This is a genomic window from Rhodococcus sp. NPDC003383 (assembly GCF_053589115.1).
The window spans coordinates 45,824-64,035 of record NZ_JBSFRG010000014.1; the positions used below are offsets into that span (position 1 = coordinate 45,824).

General features: G+C 69.9%; 14 protein-coding genes. 2 read left to right on the forward strand and 12 right to left on the reverse strand.

Going from position 1 to position 18,212, the window contains the following annotated elements; genetic code table 11:
• Positions 1-6: 6 nt before the first annotated feature.
• From ACWDTS_RS14325 to ACWDTS_RS14360, 8 genes are all read right to left on the reverse strand, one after another.
• The gene (locus tag ACWDTS_RS14325; protein WP_450109450.1) at positions 7-702 is read right to left on the reverse strand and encodes a hypothetical protein; all 696 of its coding nucleotides are present in this window, start codon (positions 700-702) and stop codon (positions 7-9) included.
• A complete protein-coding gene (locus tag ACWDTS_RS14330; protein WP_197251997.1) occupies positions 695-1,129 on the reverse strand; it encodes an acyl-CoA thioesterase in 435 nt (144 codons plus the stop codon). The genes ACWDTS_RS14325 and ACWDTS_RS14330 overlap by 8 nt, the downstream gene beginning before the upstream one ends.
• Before the next feature lie 3 nt (positions 1,130-1,132).
• Positions 1,133-5,923, reverse strand: a complete 4,791-nt coding sequence (locus ACWDTS_RS14335; RefSeq protein WP_450118455.1) for an NAD-glutamate dehydrogenase — start codon at positions 5,921-5,923, stop codon at positions 1,133-1,135.
• Between the two features lie 102 nt (positions 5,924-6,025).
• Entirely contained in the window at positions 6,026-6,457 is a 432-nt protein-coding gene (locus ACWDTS_RS14340; protein ID WP_450109448.1) for an acyl-CoA thioesterase, read from the reverse strand.
• Complete coding sequence (ettA, locus tag ACWDTS_RS14345) at positions 6,450-8,123, reverse strand: energy-dependent translational throttle protein EttA (protein WP_450109447.1); 1,674 nt, start codon at positions 8,121-8,123, stop codon at positions 6,450-6,452. The genes ACWDTS_RS14340 and ettA overlap by 8 nt, the downstream gene beginning before the upstream one ends.
• A gap of 84 nt (positions 8,124-8,207) precedes the next feature.
• A complete protein-coding gene (locus ACWDTS_RS14350; RefSeq protein WP_450118456.1) occupies positions 8,208-9,329 on the reverse strand; it encodes a lipase family protein in 1,122 nt (373 codons plus the stop codon).
• Positions 9,330-9,399: 70 nt separating this feature from the next.
• Positions 9,400-11,430: a cytochrome c oxidase assembly protein gene (locus ACWDTS_RS14355; RefSeq protein WP_450118457.1), complete on the reverse strand. Its 2,031-nt coding sequence runs from the start codon at positions 11,428-11,430 to the stop codon at positions 9,400-9,402.
• A gap of 108 nt (positions 11,431-11,538) precedes the next feature.
• The gene (locus tag ACWDTS_RS14360; protein ID WP_450118458.1) at positions 11,539-12,156 is read right to left on the reverse strand and encodes a TetR family transcriptional regulator; all 618 of its coding nucleotides are present in this window, start codon (positions 12,154-12,156) and stop codon (positions 11,539-11,541) included.
• A 141-nt stretch (positions 12,157-12,297) separates the two neighbouring features.
• Between ACWDTS_RS14360 and ACWDTS_RS14365 the strand changes: the two genes are divergently transcribed.
• A complete protein-coding gene (locus ACWDTS_RS14365) occupies positions 12,298-12,498 on the forward strand; it encodes a ferredoxin (RefSeq protein ID WP_450109443.1) in 201 nt (66 codons plus the stop codon).
• Positions 12,499-12,529: 31 nt separating this feature from the next.
• Positions 12,530-13,807, forward strand: a complete 1,278-nt coding sequence (locus ACWDTS_RS14370) for a cytochrome P450 (protein WP_450118459.1) — start codon at positions 12,530-12,532, stop codon at positions 13,805-13,807.
• Between the two features lie 62 nt (positions 13,808-13,869).
• Here the strand turns inward: ACWDTS_RS14370 and ACWDTS_RS14375 are convergent, their stop codons facing one another.
• Genes ACWDTS_RS14375 through ACWDTS_RS14390 form a run of 4 tightly spaced genes read right to left on the reverse strand, consistent with a single transcriptional unit; the run spans position 13,870 to position 18,209 of the window.
• The gene (locus ACWDTS_RS14375) at positions 13,870-15,219 is read right to left on the reverse strand and encodes a wax ester/triacylglycerol synthase domain-containing protein (protein ID WP_450118460.1); all 1,350 of its coding nucleotides are present in this window, start codon (positions 15,217-15,219) and stop codon (positions 13,870-13,872) included.
• 22 nt (positions 15,220-15,241) lie between these two features.
• The gene (locus tag ACWDTS_RS14380) at positions 15,242-16,447 is read right to left on the reverse strand and encodes a vWA domain-containing protein (protein WP_450118461.1); all 1,206 of its coding nucleotides are present in this window, start codon (positions 16,445-16,447) and stop codon (positions 15,242-15,244) included.
• The gene (locus tag ACWDTS_RS14385) at positions 16,447-17,337 is read right to left on the reverse strand and encodes an AAA family ATPase (RefSeq protein ID WP_248673955.1); all 891 of its coding nucleotides are present in this window, start codon (positions 17,335-17,337) and stop codon (positions 16,447-16,449) included. The genes ACWDTS_RS14380 and ACWDTS_RS14385 overlap by 1 nt, the downstream gene beginning before the upstream one ends.
• Positions 17,334-18,209 carry an XdhC family protein gene (locus tag ACWDTS_RS14390; RefSeq protein ID WP_248673956.1) on the reverse strand — a complete coding sequence of 292 codons (876 nt, stop codon included), beginning with the start codon at positions 18,207-18,209 and terminating at the stop codon, positions 17,334-17,336. Before ACWDTS_RS14390 ends, ACWDTS_RS14385 begins: the two co-directional genes overlap by 4 nt.
• Positions 18,210-18,212 lie beyond the last annotated feature (3 nt).

Sequence of the window (18,212 nt, forward strand, 5' to 3'; positions counted from 1 at the left end):
TTTGCGTCACAACACGTTCAGACCAATTCCCCCGCCGCGTCGCAGGTACACCGAACCGTAGCGGGCGTCGAGCCGCAGCCACGTCGCGGTGGCCCGCACCCGCACCACCTCGGCGGGGTCGATGCGCGCGAGGTCGATCTCCGCGGTGGCGCCCGCCGGACCGACGGGCACGAAACCCATGCCGTTGAGCGCGAACACCAGCCGCATGGGCACCCCGACCGTGAGGCCGCCGCCGGTGACCTCGAGCACCTCCTGCGCGAGCAACGACACCGGCGGTCCCTGCGCCCCCTGTTCCCGGGTCGCCGCGACGCCGCGCTGGGCGAGATCGACGAGCACACGCGCGGGAACGTCGTCGACGTGGACGTAACCGTCCTCCGGTGGCAGCGACCCCCGCCAGGCCGAATCGACCGCCCAGCCGGGGTCGATGTTCTCCCCCGCATCGGGTGCGGTCAGTGCCGCACGCAGTCCGTCCGCGGCCACGCACGTGTCGGCGGGGGTGACGGTACCGCGCAGCACTCGCACGGCCAGGGCGTCGAACCCGGTGCGCACCCACGCCGCGAGCAGGCCGTCGCGCCGGCGGTGCAACCGCACGACGGTCGATTCGTCGAGCCGCAGTGCCCGCCCGAGGAAGGTCGCCAGGTCGGCCCGGTCGTCCGCGTCCGGGATGTGGACCTGCCGTTCGGCGTGTCCCGGCTCAGCCACGGCGCCACCGCTGCAGGAATTCTCGTTCGGGGGCAGTGAGTCGGCGCAGCTTCTGGGTGTCGATGTCGAACGCGGCGATCTGCGTCGACGCGACGATCGACGGCGGCGTATCGACGGGCGCGCCACCGGGCCGCACCTCGTAGCCGATCGTGAAGTCGACGGCGCGCACCTGTTCGGTCCACATCACCACGTCCAGCGGGCTGTCCTCGTGCCGCAGCTGGCCCCGGTACCGCACGTGCAGGTCGGCGATGACGGCTCCGTCGCGCAGGTTCACGGTGGGCCGGCCGTCGGCGAACAGCCACGGGATGCGGGCCTCCTCGAGCAGGGTCACCATCCGCGCGTGGTTGACGTGCTGGAACACGTCCATGTCGGACCAGCGCACCACCACCTCGGTCCGGAACCCGAACTGCTCCGCCGCATCCTTCACGTGCTACCTCCGATCGGGTGCACCCGCGCGCACCATGGTCCTGATCTGCCGTGCCGCCACCAGCAGCGTGGCCAGGTCCAGGTTTCCAGATGCGAATATCTCCTCGAGCGCCGCCCTCGCACGCACGAGCCGCGACCCGTTCGACAGCTCCCAGTCCTCGATCATCTCGACGCTGGTCTCCTCCGGTTCGGCGCCGGCGAGCACGTCCCGGGTCAACGCCCGCAACGATCCGTACAGTTCGTCGCGCAGCGCGAGCCGCGCGAGCGAATGCCACCGGTCGCCCCGGTCGAGTTCGGAGACCGCCGACAGCAGCCGGTCGACACCGAGGTGCGCGTCCATCGCGTAGTACAGCTCGGCGACGATCTCCTCGTCGCGTTCGACGATGTCGGCGATGTCGATGACGTCGAGCAGCGGGAACTGGTCGAGCAGTCGGAACACGTCCTCGGTGAGTGCGCGGGGGGCACCCCGGGAGAGCAGCGGCGCCATCCGGTCGCCGAGGTCCTCGCGGACGTGGCCGCGCATCCATTCCCCCACCCGCGGGGCCAGCTGCGCGAACGGCGCCCGGTAGCGGGCGATCTCGGCGCCGACGGCCAGCGGCTGCGGCCGGTTCGACAGCAGCCACCGCGACGCCCGGTCCAGCACCCGGTTGGATTCGAGCAGCAGGTCGTCGGCGACGTCGGTGGGGATGTCGGCGCTGCGGATGCGCGTCCACAACTGCGGCAGCCCGAAGATCTCGGTGGCGGCCGCGTAGGCACGGATCGCGTCCGTGCTCGACGCCCCGGCGTCCTCGCTCAGCCGGTACACGTAGGTGATGCCGCCGTTGTCGACGGTCTCGTTCGCGAGGATCGTCGCGACGATCTGCCGGCGCAGCGGATGCGCCTTGATTCCGTTGCGGAACCGCTGCCGCAGCGGCTCCGGGAAGTAGCCGGGCAGCCGGGTGGCGAACGTTTCGCTGTCGGGCAGGTCGGTCTCGAGCAGGTCCTCGACGAGGGCGAGTTTGACGTGGGCGAGCAACGTGCACAACTCGGGTGAGGTCAGTCCTTCACCGGCCTCGAGCCGCTGTTCGATCTCCTCGTTGTCCGGCAGCGCCTCGAGGGTCCGGTCGAGGCCGCGTTCGGCGACGAGGGCGTTGATCAGGCGCTGGTGCACCCCGAGGAGCGCCGGTGCCGACGCCCGGGACACGCCGAGCACCCCGTTCTGGGCGATGTTGTCGGCGAGGACGAGCCGGGCGACCTCGTCGGTCATGGATTCGAGCAGCGGATTGCGTTCGGACTCCGGCAGTTCCCCGGCGGCGACCATCGAATCGAGCAGGATCTTGATGTTGACCTCGTGGTCGGAGCAGTCCACCCCGGCGGAGTTGTCGATCGCGTCGGTGTTGATCTTGCCGCCGGCGCGGGCGTATTCGATGCGGCCGCGGGGGGTCACACCGAGATTGCCGCCCTCCCCCACCACCCGCGCCCGGATCTCGTCGCCGTCGACGCGGACCGCGTCGTTGCTCTTGTCTCCGACGTCCGCGTGCGTTTCGGTGTGGGCCTTGACGTAGGTGCCGATGCCGCCGTTCCACAGCAGGTCGACGGGGGCGCGCAGGATCGCGCGGATCAGCTCGGGCGGAGGCAGTTCGGTGACCTCGTCGGGTAGGCCCAGCGCAGCCCGGGCCTCCGGCGCGAGCGGAATCGACTTGCGGGTGCGTTCCCACACCCCACCGCCGGTACCGATCAGCTTCGGGTCGTAGTCCGCCCAGGAGGACCGGGGCAGTTCGAACAGCCGGCGTCGTTCGGCGTAGGAGCGGGCCGCGTCGGGGTCCGGGTCGAGGAAGATGTGCCGGTGGTCGAACGCAGCGACGAGCCGGATGTGCTCGCTGAGCAGCATGCCGTTGCCGAACACGTCACCGCTCATGTCGCCGATGCCGACGACGGTGAAGTCCTGTGTCTGCGTGTCGAGACCGAATTCGGCGAAGTGGCGTTTGACGCTCTCCCACGCCCCGCGCGCGGTGATGCCCATCGCCTTGTGGTCGTATCCGGCCGAACCCCCCGAGGCGAACGCGTCGTCGAGCCAGAAGCGATGCTCGCGCGCAACCTCGTTGGCGAGGTCGGAGAACGACGCGGTGCCCTTGTCCGCGGCGACGACGAGGTAGGGGTCGTCGCCGTCGCGGCGCACGACCCGGGCGGGCGGAATCGCCTGGTTGGTGCCTCGGTCGAGGTTGTCGGTGATCTCGAGCATGCCGCCGACGAACCGGCGGTAGCAGCGTTCGCCCTGCACGCGGACGGCGACACGGTCGACCGCGGGGTCCCCGGTGGGGGCGACGGGCTTCTTGACCACGAAGCCGCCCTTGGCGCCGACCGGCACGATCACCGCGTTCTTGACGGCCTGAGCCTTGGCGAGACCGAGGATCTCGGTGCGGTAGTCCTCGCGGCGGTCGGACCAGCGCAGCCCGCCACGCGCGACCGGACCGAACCGCAGGTGCACACCCTCGACTTCGGGCGAATAGACGAACATCTCGAATTTCGGCCGGGGACGCGGTAGTTCGTCGATCTCGCTGGGATCGAGCTTGAACGTCAGGATGCGTCTCATCGCGTCCCGGTCGTCGACCGGAACGAAGTAGTTGGTGCGCAGGGTGGCCCGGATCAGCGCGAACAGCCCGCGCAGGATGCGGTCGGCGTCGAGACCCGTGACGGCGTCGATCGCCCGCTCGAGTGCCGCGACGAGGTCGCGTTCACGGGCCGCCGAGACCGCCGGGAGCAGTTCCGGATCGAACATCGTCTCGAACAGTTCGACGAACAGACCGGTGGTGCCCGGGGCGGCGAGCAGCACCCCGGCGATGCGGTACTCGCTGTACGGGAAGCCCGCCTGCTTCAGGTATTTCGCGTAGGCGCGCAGCATCGCGGCCCGACGCCAGGTCAGCCCCGCGCGCAGGACCAGTTCGTTGAACCGGTCGCCGGCGACCGCCCCGTGCCACACCGCCTCGAATGCGTCGGTGAAGCGTTGCGGCATCGCGGATTCCGGGTCTACGTCGACCGGCATGTCGAGCCCGAAATCGTATATCCAGCAACTCATCCGGTCCGCGCGGATGATCTGGTACGGCCGCTCGTCGACGACGTCGACACCGAGGCTCTGCAGCGCCGGCAGCACCCGGCTCAGCGTGATGCCCTCGCTGCCGATGTAAAGCGCGAAACGCCACCGGCGCGGCACGGCGTCGTCGGGGCGGTACAGCAGCATGTCGATCGAGTCCGCCCGCAACGCCTCGAGGCGCGCCACGTCGGCGAGGGCGTGCGCCGGGTCGAAGTCCTCCTTGTACGCGTCGGGAAAGACGTCCGAATAGCGCTTCACGAGCGCAGGATCGATGGTCGGGTCGTCCGCGGCGATCTCGGCGAGCCGGTCGTCCCAGCTGCGGCTGGCCTCGGCGAGCAGACCCTGGATGCGCAGCCGTTCGGCTTCGGTCGTGTCGACCCGGACGTCGGGTGCACCGACCGCCGAACGGATCGTCACGTGCAGCTGCGCAAGATCACCCTCGGTGACACGGGCCGTGTAATCGAGTGTCCCCCCGCCGAATTCGCGCAACAGTATCTGCTGCATCGCGACGCGGACGCGGGTCGTGTAGCGGTCGCGCGGCAGATACACCAGGCACGAGACGTACCGGCCGAACGGATCGACGCGCACGAACAGCCGGACCTGACGACGCATCCCCACGACCGAGGACACGGTCCGGTACAGGGTGTCGGTGTTCATCGAGAACAACTCGATCCGCGGCATCGACTGGATGATCTCGAGCATCGCCTGCCCGGTGAACGAGGACATCGGCACGCCCGCCCGGGCGATGGCACCGCGTACCCGGCGCGACAGCATCGGGATGTCGAGGACGTTCTCGTGCAGTGCGGTGACCGTGAGCACCCCGAGGAACCGGTGCTCGCCGACGATGCGGCCGTCGTCGTCGAGGTTCGCCACGTCCACGAAGTACGGGTACACCGACCGGTGCACGGTCGCCGGCAGCGAGCCCTCGGTGAGCACCAGCAGCGGACGGTCCGCCGGTTCCGCGACGGCCGGCAGATCGATCGGATCGTGTGTCACCTGGTCGCGGAGCAGACCGAGGCCGCTGCCCGGTACCGGGTGGATCGGGCGCGCACCGTGCTCGTCCGGGTCCCCGAGGTTGTACTGGCGGTAGCCGAGGAGGGCGTAGTTACCCTCCCCCAGCCAGCGCAGCAGCGCCGCCGTCTCGGTCAGCTCCTCGGCGGTGCGCGCGCCCGGCGGGTCGGTGGCGAGCGCCTCCAGGTACGCCTCGAGTTCGCGGCTGCGATCCTGCATGGCGTCGGTGTCCGTCACCACCTGGCGGACATCGGCGAGCACCACCGGAAGCTCGGCGTCCACGGCGTCGAGCGCCGAATCGGTCGTGGTGGGGTGCAGCTGCACGTGGATCCACGATTCGGCGGTGGCGTCGTCGGCTCCCGCCGGGACGGTGGTCAGCGCGACCAGCTCCCCCGTCGGTCCGCGCCGGGCCCCGAAGATCGGGTGCACGACCTCGCCGACGGTGACACCGAGGCGCTCCAGCAGGGACGTCACCGACTCCACCAACAGCGGCATGTCGTCGGTGACGATCTGCACTGCCGGACCGATCCCGTCGCGGCGCCCGGCCCGGTACACGTGCGTCACGGCGGTACCCGACGGGCGGTGCCGGCCCAGTTCCAGATGCGCCTGAATCGCACGGCGCAGATCGGTGAGCTCGCCGCCGCCCTGTCGATATGCCCGTTCCAGTACCTCGACATCCGACGAAACATGCTGCGATGCAGGCGACTCGGCCATGATGACCCTCCTCACTCGGATCTGCTGCGCAAACGCGAACGCCGCGGACAGGCCCGAAGTCGAGCCTATCCGCGGCGTGGCGTCCGAGGAGGGAAACGAGCGTCAGCCGACGGCTACGGCCAGGTATTCGCCGAGCATCCGGCGCTCGTCGTCGGTGAGCGCCCGGGCGGAGTCGGTGGCCGGGTCGAACCCGACCAGCACCGCGTCACCGAGTCCGCACACGTTGCCGTGCACGTCGGTGACGACGTGCCGGAGCGTGTAGGACGTGGTGCCGAGCCGCAGCACCGTCACCGTGACGGTGATCGGACCCGACTCGTCCTTGAGCGGCCGCAGGAATTCCACGTCGGTCTTGCGCACGACGACCGGCAGGGGCTCGAACGGTGCGGATCGGAAGAACTTGATCCGCGCCTCCTGCATGTACTCGACGAACTTGGTGTTGTTCACGTGCCCGAGCCGATCGGAATCGGCCCAGCGCACCTCGAGCTCGCAGGCGAACGCCTTGCCGCCCCGGTCGGCCACGCGCGGGTCAGTCACGCGTCAGCTTCCGGTGGGTGACCCGGTGCGGGCGGGCGGCCTCGGCGCCGAGACGCTCGATCTTGTTGGCCTCGTACGCCTCGAAGTTGCCCTCGAACCAGAACCACTTGCCCTCCTCGACGTTGCCCTCCCACGCGAGGATGTGGGTGCAGGTGCGGTCCAGGAACCAGCGGTCGTGGGAGATCACGACGGCGCAACCCGGGAACTGCTGCAGCGCGTTCTCCAGCGAGCTGAGGGTTTCGACATCGAGGTCGTTGGTCGGCTCGTCGAGCAGGATCAGGTTGCCGCCCTCCTTGAGGGTCAGCGCGAGGTTCAGGCGGTTGCGCTCACCACCGGAAAGAACCTCCGCCGGCTTCTGCTGATCCGGGCCCTTGAACCCGAACGCCGACACGTACGCGCGCGACGGCATCTCGTTCTGGCCGACCTCGATGAAGTCGAGCCCGTCCGAGACGACCTCCCACACGGTCTTCTTGGGGTCGATGTTCGCGCGGGTCTGGTCGACGTAGCTGAGCTTGACGGTCTCGCCGACCTTGACGGTGCCCGAATCGGGCTGCTCGAGACCGACGATGGTCTTGAACAGGGTGGTCTTGCCGACGCCGTTGGGGCCGATCACACCGACGATGCCGTTGCGCGGCAGGGTGAACGACAGGTCCTTGATGAGAACCCGGCCGTCGAAGCCCTTGTCCAGGTGCTCGACCTCGACGACGACGTTGCCCAGGCGCGGCGGCGTCGGGATCTGGATCTCCTCGAAGTCGAGCTTGCGGTGCTTCTCGGCTTCGGCGGCCATCTCCTCGTAGCGGGCCAGACGCGCCTTGTTCTTGGTCTGCCGGGCCTTGGCGCCGGAGCGGACCCACTCAAGCTCCTCCTTGAGGCGCTTCTGGAGCTTCTGGTCCTTCTTGCCCTGCACCTCGAGGCGCTCTGCCTTCTTCTCCAGGTAGGTGGAGTAGTTGCCCTCGTAGGGATGCAGCTTGCCGCGGTCGACCTCACAGATCCACTGCGCGACGTGGTCGAGGAAGTACCGGTCGTGGGTGACGGCCAGCACTGCGCCCGGGTAGGACGCGAGGAACTGCTCGAGCCACAGCACGGACTCGGCGTCGAGGTGGTTGGTGGGCTCGTCGAGGAGCAGCAGGTCCGGCTTGCTCAGCAGCAGCTTGCACAGCGCGACACGGCGGCGTTCACCACCGGAGAGGTGGGTGACCGGCTCGTCCGGCGGCGGGCAGCGCAGCGCGTCCATCGCCTGCTCGAGCTGCGAGTCGATGTCCCACGCGTTGGCGTGGTCGAGCTCCTCCTGGAGCTTGCCCATCTCCTCCATCAGCTCGTCCGAGTAGTCGGTGGCCATGAGCTCGGCGATCTCGTTGAACCGGTCGAGCTTGACCTTGATCTCGCCGAGACCCTCCTCGACGTTGCCCCGGACCGTCTTCTCCTCGTTGAGCGGAGGTTCCTGCAGCAGGATGCCGACGGTCGCTTCCGGGTCGAGGAATGCCTCGCCGTTGCTGGGCTGATCCAGCCCGGCCATGATCTTCAGGATCGACGACTTGCCCGCGCCGTTCGGTCCGACGACACCGATCTTGGCTCCCGGGTAGAAGCTCATGGTGACATCGTCGAGGATGACCTTGTCACCGTGCGCCTTGCGCACCTTCTTCATCGTGTAGATAAACTCCGCCATGCGTACCAGCGTATCGGGCCGGGCGTGGGAACCCACATCCTGGACTTTCTCCCCGGCCCGCGAGCGCACGCACGGCCGGAGTAGCTATCCGGCGAACAACCCCGCCACGAACGGCGTCGTGTCCGGCAGCGACGCGAACATCGTGTCGTCGTGATCGCCCGGATACGGCCGGAACCGCAGGTCGGCGCCGCCCGCGGTGAGGTCGGCGGCCAGCTTCACCGACAGCGGCGGCGGCACCATCGTGTCGCGCACCCCCTGGCCGATGAACAGGGGACGGTCGTAGCCGCGGGTCGGAACCCCCACGTAGTCGGCGAACACCGACCGGAACCGTTCGTCCCAGAGCGGCCGGGAGAGCAACTCCCCCACCTTCACGTCTCCGTACCGCTCGTCGAACTCCTCGTAGCAGAGCGTCTCGGCGGCCTCGAGCAGCTCGACACCGCGAGGTGAGAGAAAGCTGTTCACGTCCAGGTCGGAGCGTGCCGCCCGGAGCCCCGCGAACAGGTAGCCGGTGTAGGCGGTCAGCCCCTCGAGACCGAGGTCGGGGAAACCGGGGAAACCGAGCGGGTACAGCAGCTCGAGGTTCGACGGCGCGCCCGTCGCGACCATGCCCCGGAAGTCCAGTTCGGGGGCGCGGGCGGTGGCCGCGTGCGCGGTGTGCAGGGCCGCGTGCCCGCCCTGGGACTGGCCGATCACCACCCAGCGGTCCGACAGCGAGGGTTCGACCGCGCGGGCCGCGCGGACGATGTCGACGATGCTGTTCGCGGCGCTCGGACCGTCCAGGTAGGTGTGGATGCCCTCGGTCCCCAGCCCGGGATAGTCCGCCGCGACCACCGCGTATCCCTGCGCGAGCCAGTGATCGAGGTAGGCGGTGTCGCGGGGTCCGCGCGGTCGCACCGACGGTGCGCAGTCGTCGGCGATGCCGTACGTCCCGTGCGCCCACGCCACCACCGGACGGCCCTCGGCGGGTGCGGGGCCCGGCGGCAGGAACAGCACCCCGGTCCCGACGGCCGGGGCACCCGACCGCCACTGCGTGCGGTATTCGATGCGCTCGGCGACCGCGGCCCCCGGCACCGACAGCTCGGCGGGCAGCGGCCGCACGTCGATCACCGAGCCGGGGACCGGGTCGGCACCGGCCGTCGGCGACAGCGCCGCACAGAGGACCACCGCGCCCAGAACCGTCGCGAGCCCGACCCGCACCCGACCCATCTCCCACCCCCGTGTCCGCCGATCTGCCGCTCTCAGCGTGGCAGACGCGGACCGGTTCGGTGTCCGGTTCTCAGCGGCCTTCGCGGTCGCGGCGGGCGAGTTCGGCGAACATCGCGTTGTGCGCGGCGAGTTCGGCGTCGTGGTCCCGCTCCGCCGCCCGGTCGACGCGCCGCGCGACGCGTTCGTCGCTGCGCGACCACTGCACGAGCAGCGCGAGCATCACCAGCACCAGCGGGATCTCGCCCGCGGACCACGCGATGCTGCCGCCGACCTTCTGGTCGGAGAACAGGTCTTCGTTCCACGGCAGCGCCAGGCCGCGGTAGTACGTCTCGGCCATCACCGTGCCCATGCTCATGAGCGTGACGCCGAAGAACGCGTGGAACGGCAGCGAACCGAACACCATCGCCAGCTTCGTCACCGGCTGCACGTCCCGCGGGGACGGGTCGACGCCGATCACCACCCAGTAGAAGAGGTAGCCGCTCATCAGGAAGTGCAGGTTCATCAGCACGTGCGCGGCGTGACTGTCGACGGAGGATTCGAAGATGCCACCCAGGTACAGCGCGTAGAAGCCGCCGACGAACATCACCGACGCCACGAGCGGATGGGTGAAGAACCGTGACGGCGGGCTGTGCAGGAATTCGAGGATCCACTCGCGCGGGCCGGGCGCCCCGTCGCGGCCGGCCGGCTTGAACGCGCGCAGCGCGAGCGTCATCGCACCGCCGAGCGCGAGCAGCACGGGAGCGAGCATCGACATCGCCATGTGCGCGCCCATGTGGACGCTGAACATCGCCGGCGAGTACATCCCGACACCCGAGGACGTCGCGACCAGCAGCACGAAGCATCCGCTGAACCAGGCGATCGCCCGGCCCACCGGCCAGGAGTCGCCGCGCTTGCGCAGCGTCCACATGCCGAGCGCGTACGCGGCGGCGAGCACGACGGCCGCGGTGCCGAAGATCAGGTCGAACCGCCACGGGCCGAAGAACAGGTTCGCGAAGGTGGGCGGGCCGTCGAGGTTGTAGCCGAGTTCCACCTCGAGGACGCTCGGCGACGTCGTGGGGGCGGGCGGTGGGGTGCGTCCCAGTCCGACGGCCAGGCCGACCGTCGCCGCGAGCAGGATCGTTTCCACCGCCGCGAACCGGACCAGGGCGCCGCGGCTGGTGGGGTCGGCCTCGAGGGCCGGCAGCGCGCGGCGGCGCTGCGCCCAGCCGAGGATGCCGATCAGGATCAGGGCGACGGCCTTGGCGATGACGAGCCGTCCGTAGGTCGTGGTCAGGAGATCGTCGAACGGCACCCGCACGGCGGAGTTGACGATGCCGCTCAGCGCCATCACCACGAACGCGATGCCGGCGACGACCGAGAACCGGCGGGCCGCGAGATCGGTGTGGTCACCGCCGCGGCGCGCATGCACGAACAACGCGAACAACCCACCGGCCCACACCGAGGCCGCCACCAGGTGCAGCACGAGGCTGTTGGTGGCCATGTCGTGCGAGCCGCCCGAGGAGGAGTGCCCGGTCAGGGCGATCGGCAGGAGCGCGATCAAGGACAGCAGCAGCAGGTAGGGCACCCACGCCCAACGCACCGCGAAACGGATCAGCATCGCCAGCACGACGGTGAGGACGAGCGTCCATGCCCACGCCGACGCGACCTCGACCTGCCCGACGGCCCGCCACATGTTCACCGGCTTGATCGCCTCCCCGAGCGGCTGCCCGGAGGTGTCCGACAGGGTCAGCGGCACCAGCAGCGCCGAGCACAGGGCCCATACGAGCGCCGCCGCCCCGGCGGTCCGCACCGACCGGTAGCCGTCGACGTCGAGCACGCCGCTGCGTTGCGGGGGCACGAGGAAGGCCGCGAAGAACAGCGAACCGATCGTGGCGACCGCGGCGATCTCCGCGACACCCCGGACCGCCGGCAGCCCGTAGGTGGTGAGCGGGCCGGGATCGGGGATACCGAGCAGCACGAGCGCCTGCGACGCGGACAGTCCGACCACGATCGCTGCGACGATCGCCGAAATGACGCCGAACACGACATACAGGGCGGTCGTGCCCGATCGTGGGGCGGAGGTGGGTTCGGATTCGGGCTGCGCGAGCTCGGGTGCTGCCATGGCTACCAGGGTAGGACGTGCCCGGAGTCCCCTACGACACGACGTCGGAGCACAGTGTCCACCGTCACCACCGCGTCCGCGTCGACGATGGGACCGCGGCCCCGGGGCTCATTCCGGGCGCGTGGGCACCGGGTCTCCGTTGCGGAGCGAGGATTCGTATCCGGTCGTCAGCCAGAAGACGGTGCGATCGATCGTGGGGATGATGTCGGTGATCGCGATGTGCCCGTCGTGGTATCGCCCCACCAGCCCGTAGACGAGGCTCGACAGGATCGATTCCAGTTCGGCGACGAAGTCGGGGTCCACGTCCGACAGGACCGCCTGGCCGACCGGCACGACCACGTCGAAACCCCGCAGGGCGAGGGTTTCGCCGCCGGGTGCGGTCCGCACCCGGAAGTAGGCGAGGAGCATCGCCGGGTGCTGCACCCACGGTTCGAAGATCGCCCGCATCACCCGCATCATCGCCGGGTGCAACGGCTCGCCGGGATCGCGGCTCTGCTTGACGATGCCGGAGTGGTTCTCCGCCATCCAGCGTTCGATCGCGGCGAGGATCAGCTCGTCGCGCGTCGGGTAGCGCTTGTAGATGGTCGACAGCGAGGTGCGGGCGCGCCGCGCCACCTCGCGTAGCTGGACCGCGTCGTATCCCCCGCTTTCGAGGAGTTCGACGACGGTGTCGAGGAGTCGGTCCGAGGTCCGGTCGACCCCGCCCTCCACATCAGCATTCTCCATTTTGTGAATTTCCTTGCCGCATAGTGGTAACCCGGTTATCGTATGCCCAGTAACAAGGTTACTCGGCTCCGACGCGGCGACGGGGCGATCGGAAACACCCACGCCGCCGGTTCCAGCCCGCACTCACCCTGTGGAGCACCCATGCCACCGATACGACTGCACGTCGATCACGATCTCTGCGAGGCGCACGCCCTGTGCACCGAGATCGCACCGGAGGTCTTCGACCTCGGCGACGACGACCTCGCCCACTGCGACGAATCACCACCGGAAGCGTTGTGGCCCAAGGTGAAATCCGCCGCCAGTGCCTGCCCTCGCCAGGCCATCAGCTTCACCGAGACATAGCCACTGCCCGAATCGAAAGGCCGGCATTCCGATGACCGATCTCGCATCAGTCGACTACTTCTCCGACGGAGAGGTCGCACAAAGCCCCTTCGAGTACTTCGATCAGCTCCGGGACCGAAACCCGGTCTACCGCGAACCGCACTACGGCGTCGTGGTCGTCACCGGCCACCAGGAGGTGGTCGAGGCTTTCAAGAACAGCGACGCCCTCTCGGCGGTCAACTCGATCGGCGGGCCGTTCCCCCCGCTACCGTTCATGCCCGAAGGCGACGACATCACGGAGCAGATCGAAGCGCACCGTCACCAGTTCCCGATCTTCGAGCACCTCGTCACGATGGATCCGCCCGATCACACGAAGGCCCGCGCGCTGCTGGGCCGGCTCCTCACTCCGAAACGCCTGAAGGAGAACGAGGAGTATCTGTGGACGCTCGCGAACGAGCAACTCGACGAATTCATCGACAACGGTCGCTGTGAATTCCTCGGCGAGTACGCCAAACCCTTTGCGACGCTGGCCATCGCCGATCTGCTCGGTGTCCCGCAGGAGGACCGCGACGAGTTCCGGCGGGCGCTGGGTGCGGACGCACGGCCCGGCGCGCGGGTCGGCGCCCTCGACGGCGAGCCGGTCGGTATCAATCCGCTCGAATACCTGGACGATCGTTTCAGCGGCTACCTCACCGAGCGGCGACGCGAGCCCCGAGGCGACATCCTCAGCGGCCTCGCCACCGCTACCTACCCGGACGGCTCGATCCCCGAGATCATCGAGGTCGTACGGCCCGCGACTTTCCTGTTCGCGGCCGGTCAGGAGACCGTGACGAAGCTGCTCAGCTCGGCACTGCGGGTCCTCGGCGAGCGACCGGAATACCAGAAGATCCTGCGTGAGGACCGCAGCCTCATCCGGCCCTTCATCGAGGAGTCCCTCCGCTTCGACAGCCCGACGAAGGTCGATTTCCGCCTCGCCCGCAAGACCACCACGATCGGTGATGTCGACATCCCGGCCGGGACCGTGGTGATGCTGAGTCTCGCGGCCGCGAACCGTGATCCGCGCAAGTTCGAGGATCCGAACGAGTTCCGCTTCGACCGGCCGAACGCCCACGACCACATCGCGTTCGGCCGCGGACTCCACACGTGCGCGGGGGCACCGCTGGCCCGCATCGAAGGCCAGATCACCCTCAATCGCCTGCTCGATCGGATGAGCGAGATCCGGCTCTCCGAAACCGAGCACGGGCCGGCGACCGACCGCCGGTACACCTACGAACCCACGTTCCTGCTGCGCGGACTCACCGAACTCCACATCGAGTTCACGCCGAGCTAGTGCGCTTCGCGCCCGTGTGCCTTTGTGGCGACTGGAGCCGCCACAAAGGCACACCGCAGGGGTCAGCGCTGCAGCCGGGCGAGTATGTCGGCCAGGTGATTTGCCAGCTCGTCCTGTTCGGGGACGATCGCCGGATCCGCCACCAGGGTGATCCCCAGCTCGCCCGCGTACGACAGCACCGCGAAGGTCACACCCACGTTGCCGGGGGTGACCACCAGCGGCACCAGCGACCGCACCCGGAACCCGGCCAGCCCCACGGGCTCGGCCGGGCCGCGCAGATTGGTCACGAAGGTGTGCACCATCCGCTGATGATCGATGAACAACCGGAACAGTCCGAGCCGGCTCAGCGCCCGGAACGCCGATCCGAGCGGCCCGCCGGACGACGCACGATCCGGAAGATGTTCGCGGGCAGCGCTCGTCGCCGCGACGATCCGCGCGAGCCGGGTCTCGTCGTCCGCGATGGCCGGTACCGAGACGGGGCGGACACCGGTGGCGTTGCCGAGACGGTCCGCGGTCGTGCTGCGGCGCCCCGAGATCGGCACCGACACCACCAACCGGTCGGGATGCTCCCCGCGAGCTCCCAGGACAGCCAGCATGGCACCGGTCACTGCCGTCACGACGACGTCGTTGACGGTGCCGTGGTGGCGGTGCGCCAAGGATGTGACGTCGGCCAGCGGAACGGTGATCCGTGTGACACGCCGCCGGCTCGACGTCGGCCGGTTCAGCGAGGTCGGCTCAACGAGGCGCGGCACGCTTCGGCCGAGACCGAGTTCGCGCAACCCCGCGAATCCTCGGCGCATCGCGACCGGGAACGCCCGCACCGCCGCGAGCTTCGCTCGCGCGGCATCGGCGGCCAGCGCCTTTCGGCTCGGCGGTGGCTGCGGAAAGACCGGGCCGGCGATCGGCGGTCCGCCGTCGGTCAGCGCCGCCAGCACCGCCAAGCCGCCGAGGCCGTCGGCGAGCACGTGGTGCAGGACCACGATCAGGGCGCTTCGTCCGCCCGATCGGTCCGTCACCAGTCGCGCCTGCCACAACGGACGGTCGTGAGGAAGGGGGGTGCAGACGAATTCGGCTGCGAGGTGGAAGAGTCGCCGTTCGTCTGCCGGGACGGGCCAATCCTGTTCGGCCAGATGCTGTTCGAGCGCGAAGCCCGGGTCGTCGACCCACACCGGATGCCCACAGCCGAACGGCACTCGCTGCAGTCGCTGTCGCAGCCGCGGAATTCGGGGAGTCCGCTCCGCGAGGTGCGTTCTCAGCGTCGACAGATCGGGCCCGGGCGCTGCGTCGAACTCGAGGATCGCACCGATGTTCATCGGTACCGGTCCACGATCGGTCGCGAGCACGGTGAGGTCCGCCGGACCGGCGCGCTCGATCCGGACCCGACCCGAGGTGTCGGTGTTCGCGTTCGACACGGAGATCACCTCCAGCACCGGATCATCGCTCCGCGACGACGGTTTCGAGCACGTCGTGCAAGGCGCCGAACGTGTCCGCGGGCAGCAGCGCATCGCAGTACGGCAGCGCCGCGGCCATCGCCCCGGTACTCGGCGTGAAGCCCGGGCTTCCGGCGCGGGGATTGAGCCACACGACGCGGTGCGCGCGACGGCGGATCCGCGCCATCGTCCGCGCCAACTCGGCCGGTTCGTCGCTGTCCCAGCCGTCCGAGGCGATCACGACGATCGCGCCGCGCAACAGGTGCCCGCGGTGCGATCCGAGGATCTCGGCGAGACTGCCCGCGATGCGGGTGCCGCCGAACCGGTCGGCGACCTTCGCGTTCGCCTCGTCGACGGCCCGCTCCACGGAACGGTGGGCAAGGGTCGCGGTCAGACGGGTCGGCGCGGTCGCGAATGCGAAGACCTCCGCATCACCGGACCGGACCGCCGCCCGCATCAGGTGCAGGTAGATCTCGGCGTAGCCGCGCATGGACCGGCTCACGTCGCACAGCACCACGATCCGGCGGCGGCGCCTGCGGGGCTGCGAATGCACCAGCCGGACGAGTTCGTAGCCGGTGTGCCGGGACCTCGCGATGCTCGCGCGCAGATCGATGCGTCCGCTGGTGCGCTGTTCCCGACGGCGTGACCGGCGGGTCGGCCACCGCACCGCGAGTTGCTCCAGCGCGGCGCCGAGATCGCGCAGCGCCGCCGGATCCATGTCCCCGAACCGCTGGTCCGCGGAGCCCGCCAGCGCGGAGGCCAGCTTCTCCCCCGGCCTGGTGTCGTCGCGGGTGTCCGCCACCGCGGCACGGGTGACCCACGGAACGGGGGCCGCGGCGTGGGAGGTGGAGGCGCGGGCGTCCGCGACGTTCGGCTTTCCGATCGGATCGGCGCCGCGCCGGGCGCTGTCGTCGGGACCGGTGCGCCGTGCGTGCGGATCCAGTTGCAGCGCAGCGTGATCGAACACGGCGGTGAACGCGGCGTCGAATCCGGCGAGGTTGTCGTAGCTGCCGACGAGGGACAGCCGCGCCACCCAGTACAGGCGGCTGCGGGTGCGCGGCGGGTGCAGGTGCAGGGCGCGGCTGAGGGTGGCGGACGCGTCGGCGGGCACGGTGACACCCCCGGCACGCAGCCGGTCGACGAGCGCGACCGCGAATGCGGCGCGGTCGACGCCGCGCAGCACGCCTCCGTCGTCGGGTTCCTGCGGCATCACGGGGTTCCCGCGAACTCCCCGTAGGCGCCGCGGATCGTGTCGAGGTCGTCGGGGGTCTTGGCGAGGGCGGCCAGCCCGGTCGCGTCGGACCGCACGAGATCGCTGACGCCGAGCGCAGCGAGCGCGGACACCCAGTCGATGGTCTCGGCGATTCCCGGGGCCTTGTCCAGGTCGAGGGTGCGCACGGTCGCGACGAACTCCGCGGCGCGGGCGATCAGCGCCGCGTTCGCGACGGGCACGGTGCGGCGCAGGATCGCGACCGCCCGTTCCCGGTCGGGATAGTCGATCCAGTGGTACAGGCAGCGGCGGCGCAGTGCGTCGTGCAGGTCGCGACTGCGGTTGGAGGTGAGCACCACCACCGGCCGCCGGGTCGCGGCGAGGGTGCCCAGTTCCGGCACGGTGACGGCGAACTCGCCGAGGAATTCGAGCAACAGCGCCTCGAATTCGTCGTCGGCACGGTCGATTTCGTCGACGAGCAGCACCGGTGCGGTGGGGCCGCGGTGTCGCACGCACTGCAGGACGGGCCGCTCGAGAAGGAATTCCTCCGAGTACAGGTCGGCCTCGCGCAGGGTGTCGCCGCGGGATTCGGCGAGGCGGATGGCGAGCAGTTGCCGCTGATGGTTCCAGTCGTAGAGGGCTTCGCTCGCGGTCAGCCCCTCGTAGCACTGCAGCCGGATGAGCGGCGCGTCGAGTGCCAGGGCGAGTGCCTTGGCCGCGGTGGTCTTCCCCACTCCCGGTTCGCCTTCGAGCAGCAGCGGCCGGCCGAGTTCGACGGCGAGGAACAACGCCGTGGCGGTCCCCTCGTCGAGCAGGTAGTCGTGCGCGTCGAACCGGCGGATCACGTCGTCGACGTCGGTGAACGTCGGGGCCGGGCCGGGCACCGTCACGCCGCGTGCTCCTTCTCGTAGGCGCGGCGGCAACCGGGGCAGCAGAACCACACATCGGTGCCGTCGAGGTTCAGGTGCGGGGTGGAGTCGGTGACGGTCACGGTCATGCCGCACACCGGGTCGACGGCGGTGATCGGCTGCGGCGCGGACACGGGCGGTGCCACCTTGCCGCTGCGGATCGTGCGCACCACGTCCGCGACGATGGACAGGCCGATCTCCGCGGCGGTGCGGGCTCCGATGTCCAGGCCCGCCGGGGTGTGGATGCGGGCAAGTTCGGAGGCGGTGGCGTCGAGCTGCTCGAGGACCTCGGGCCCGCGCTTGCGGCTCGCGACCAGACCGATGTACGGGGCACCGGCGTCGAGGCCGGAGCGGATCACCGCGGCCTCCTCCCCGCCGAGGCTCGCGACGATCACGGCGGTCGCCCCGTCCGGCACGTGGGTGCCGGGCAGCCGGACCACGGCGAGGTCGAGGAGCTCCCCGAACGCCGCGACCGCCTCGGCTATCGGGGACGTCCCGAAGATCGCGAGGATCGGCGCCGGCAGTTGCGGTTCCAGGAAGATCTCCATGGCGCCTCCGGATTGGCAGGGATTGACCGCGACGGTCGCGCCGGGCGCCTCGGGAAAGACGCCCGCGTCCCCCGGCAGCACCCGCAGCAGCACACTCTCACCGGTATCGAGCGCCTCGCGAGCGGCGACGCGCACGGAATTCTCGGTGCACTGCCCACCGACGAAGCCCTCGATGGTGCCGTCGCCGAGCACGAGCGCGCAGTCCCCGGATCTCGCGGACGTCGGCTTCTGTGCCCGCACCACGGTGGCGCGGACGAACGGCCGGCGGTCGGCGGAAAGCTGCGCGGCCCGCGCGGTGAGGTCCATGGT

What these genes read in the sequence shown, in the direction of transcription:
- ACWDTS_RS14335 (WP_450118455.1), bottom strand. Translation starts at nt 5,923, where the DNA reads ATGGCCGAGTCGCCTGCATCGCAGCATGTTTCGTCGGATGTCGAGGTA.
- ettA (WP_450109447.1), bottom strand. Translation starts at nt 8,123, where the DNA reads ATGGCGGAGTTTATCTACACGATGAAGAAGGTGCGCAAGGCGCACGGT.
- ACWDTS_RS14350 (WP_450118456.1), bottom strand. Translation starts at nt 9,329, where the DNA reads ATGGGTCGGGTGCGGGTCGGGCTCGCGACGGTTCTGGGCGCGGTGGTC.
- ACWDTS_RS14355 (WP_450118457.1), bottom strand. Translation starts at nt 11,430, where the DNA reads ATGGCAGCACCCGAGCTCGCGCAGCCCGAATCCGAACCCACCTCCGCC.
- ACWDTS_RS14360 (WP_450118458.1), bottom strand. Translation starts at nt 12,156, where the DNA reads ATGGAGAATGCTGATGTGGAGGGCGGGGTCGACCGGACCTCGGACCGA.
- ACWDTS_RS14365 (WP_450109443.1), top strand. Translation starts at nt 12,298, where the DNA reads ATGCCACCGATACGACTGCACGTCGATCACGATCTCTGCGAGGCGCAC.
- ACWDTS_RS14370 (WP_450118459.1), top strand. Translation starts at nt 12,530, where the DNA reads ATGACCGATCTCGCATCAGTCGACTACTTCTCCGACGGAGAGGTCGCA.
- ACWDTS_RS14380 (WP_450118461.1), bottom strand. Translation starts at nt 16,447, where the DNA reads ATGCCGCAGGAACCCGACGACGGAGGCGTGCTGCGCGGCGTCGACCGC.
- ACWDTS_RS14390 (WP_248673956.1), bottom strand. Translation starts at nt 18,209, where the DNA reads ATGGACCTCACCGCGCGGGCCGCGCAGCTTTCCGCCGACCGCCGGCCG.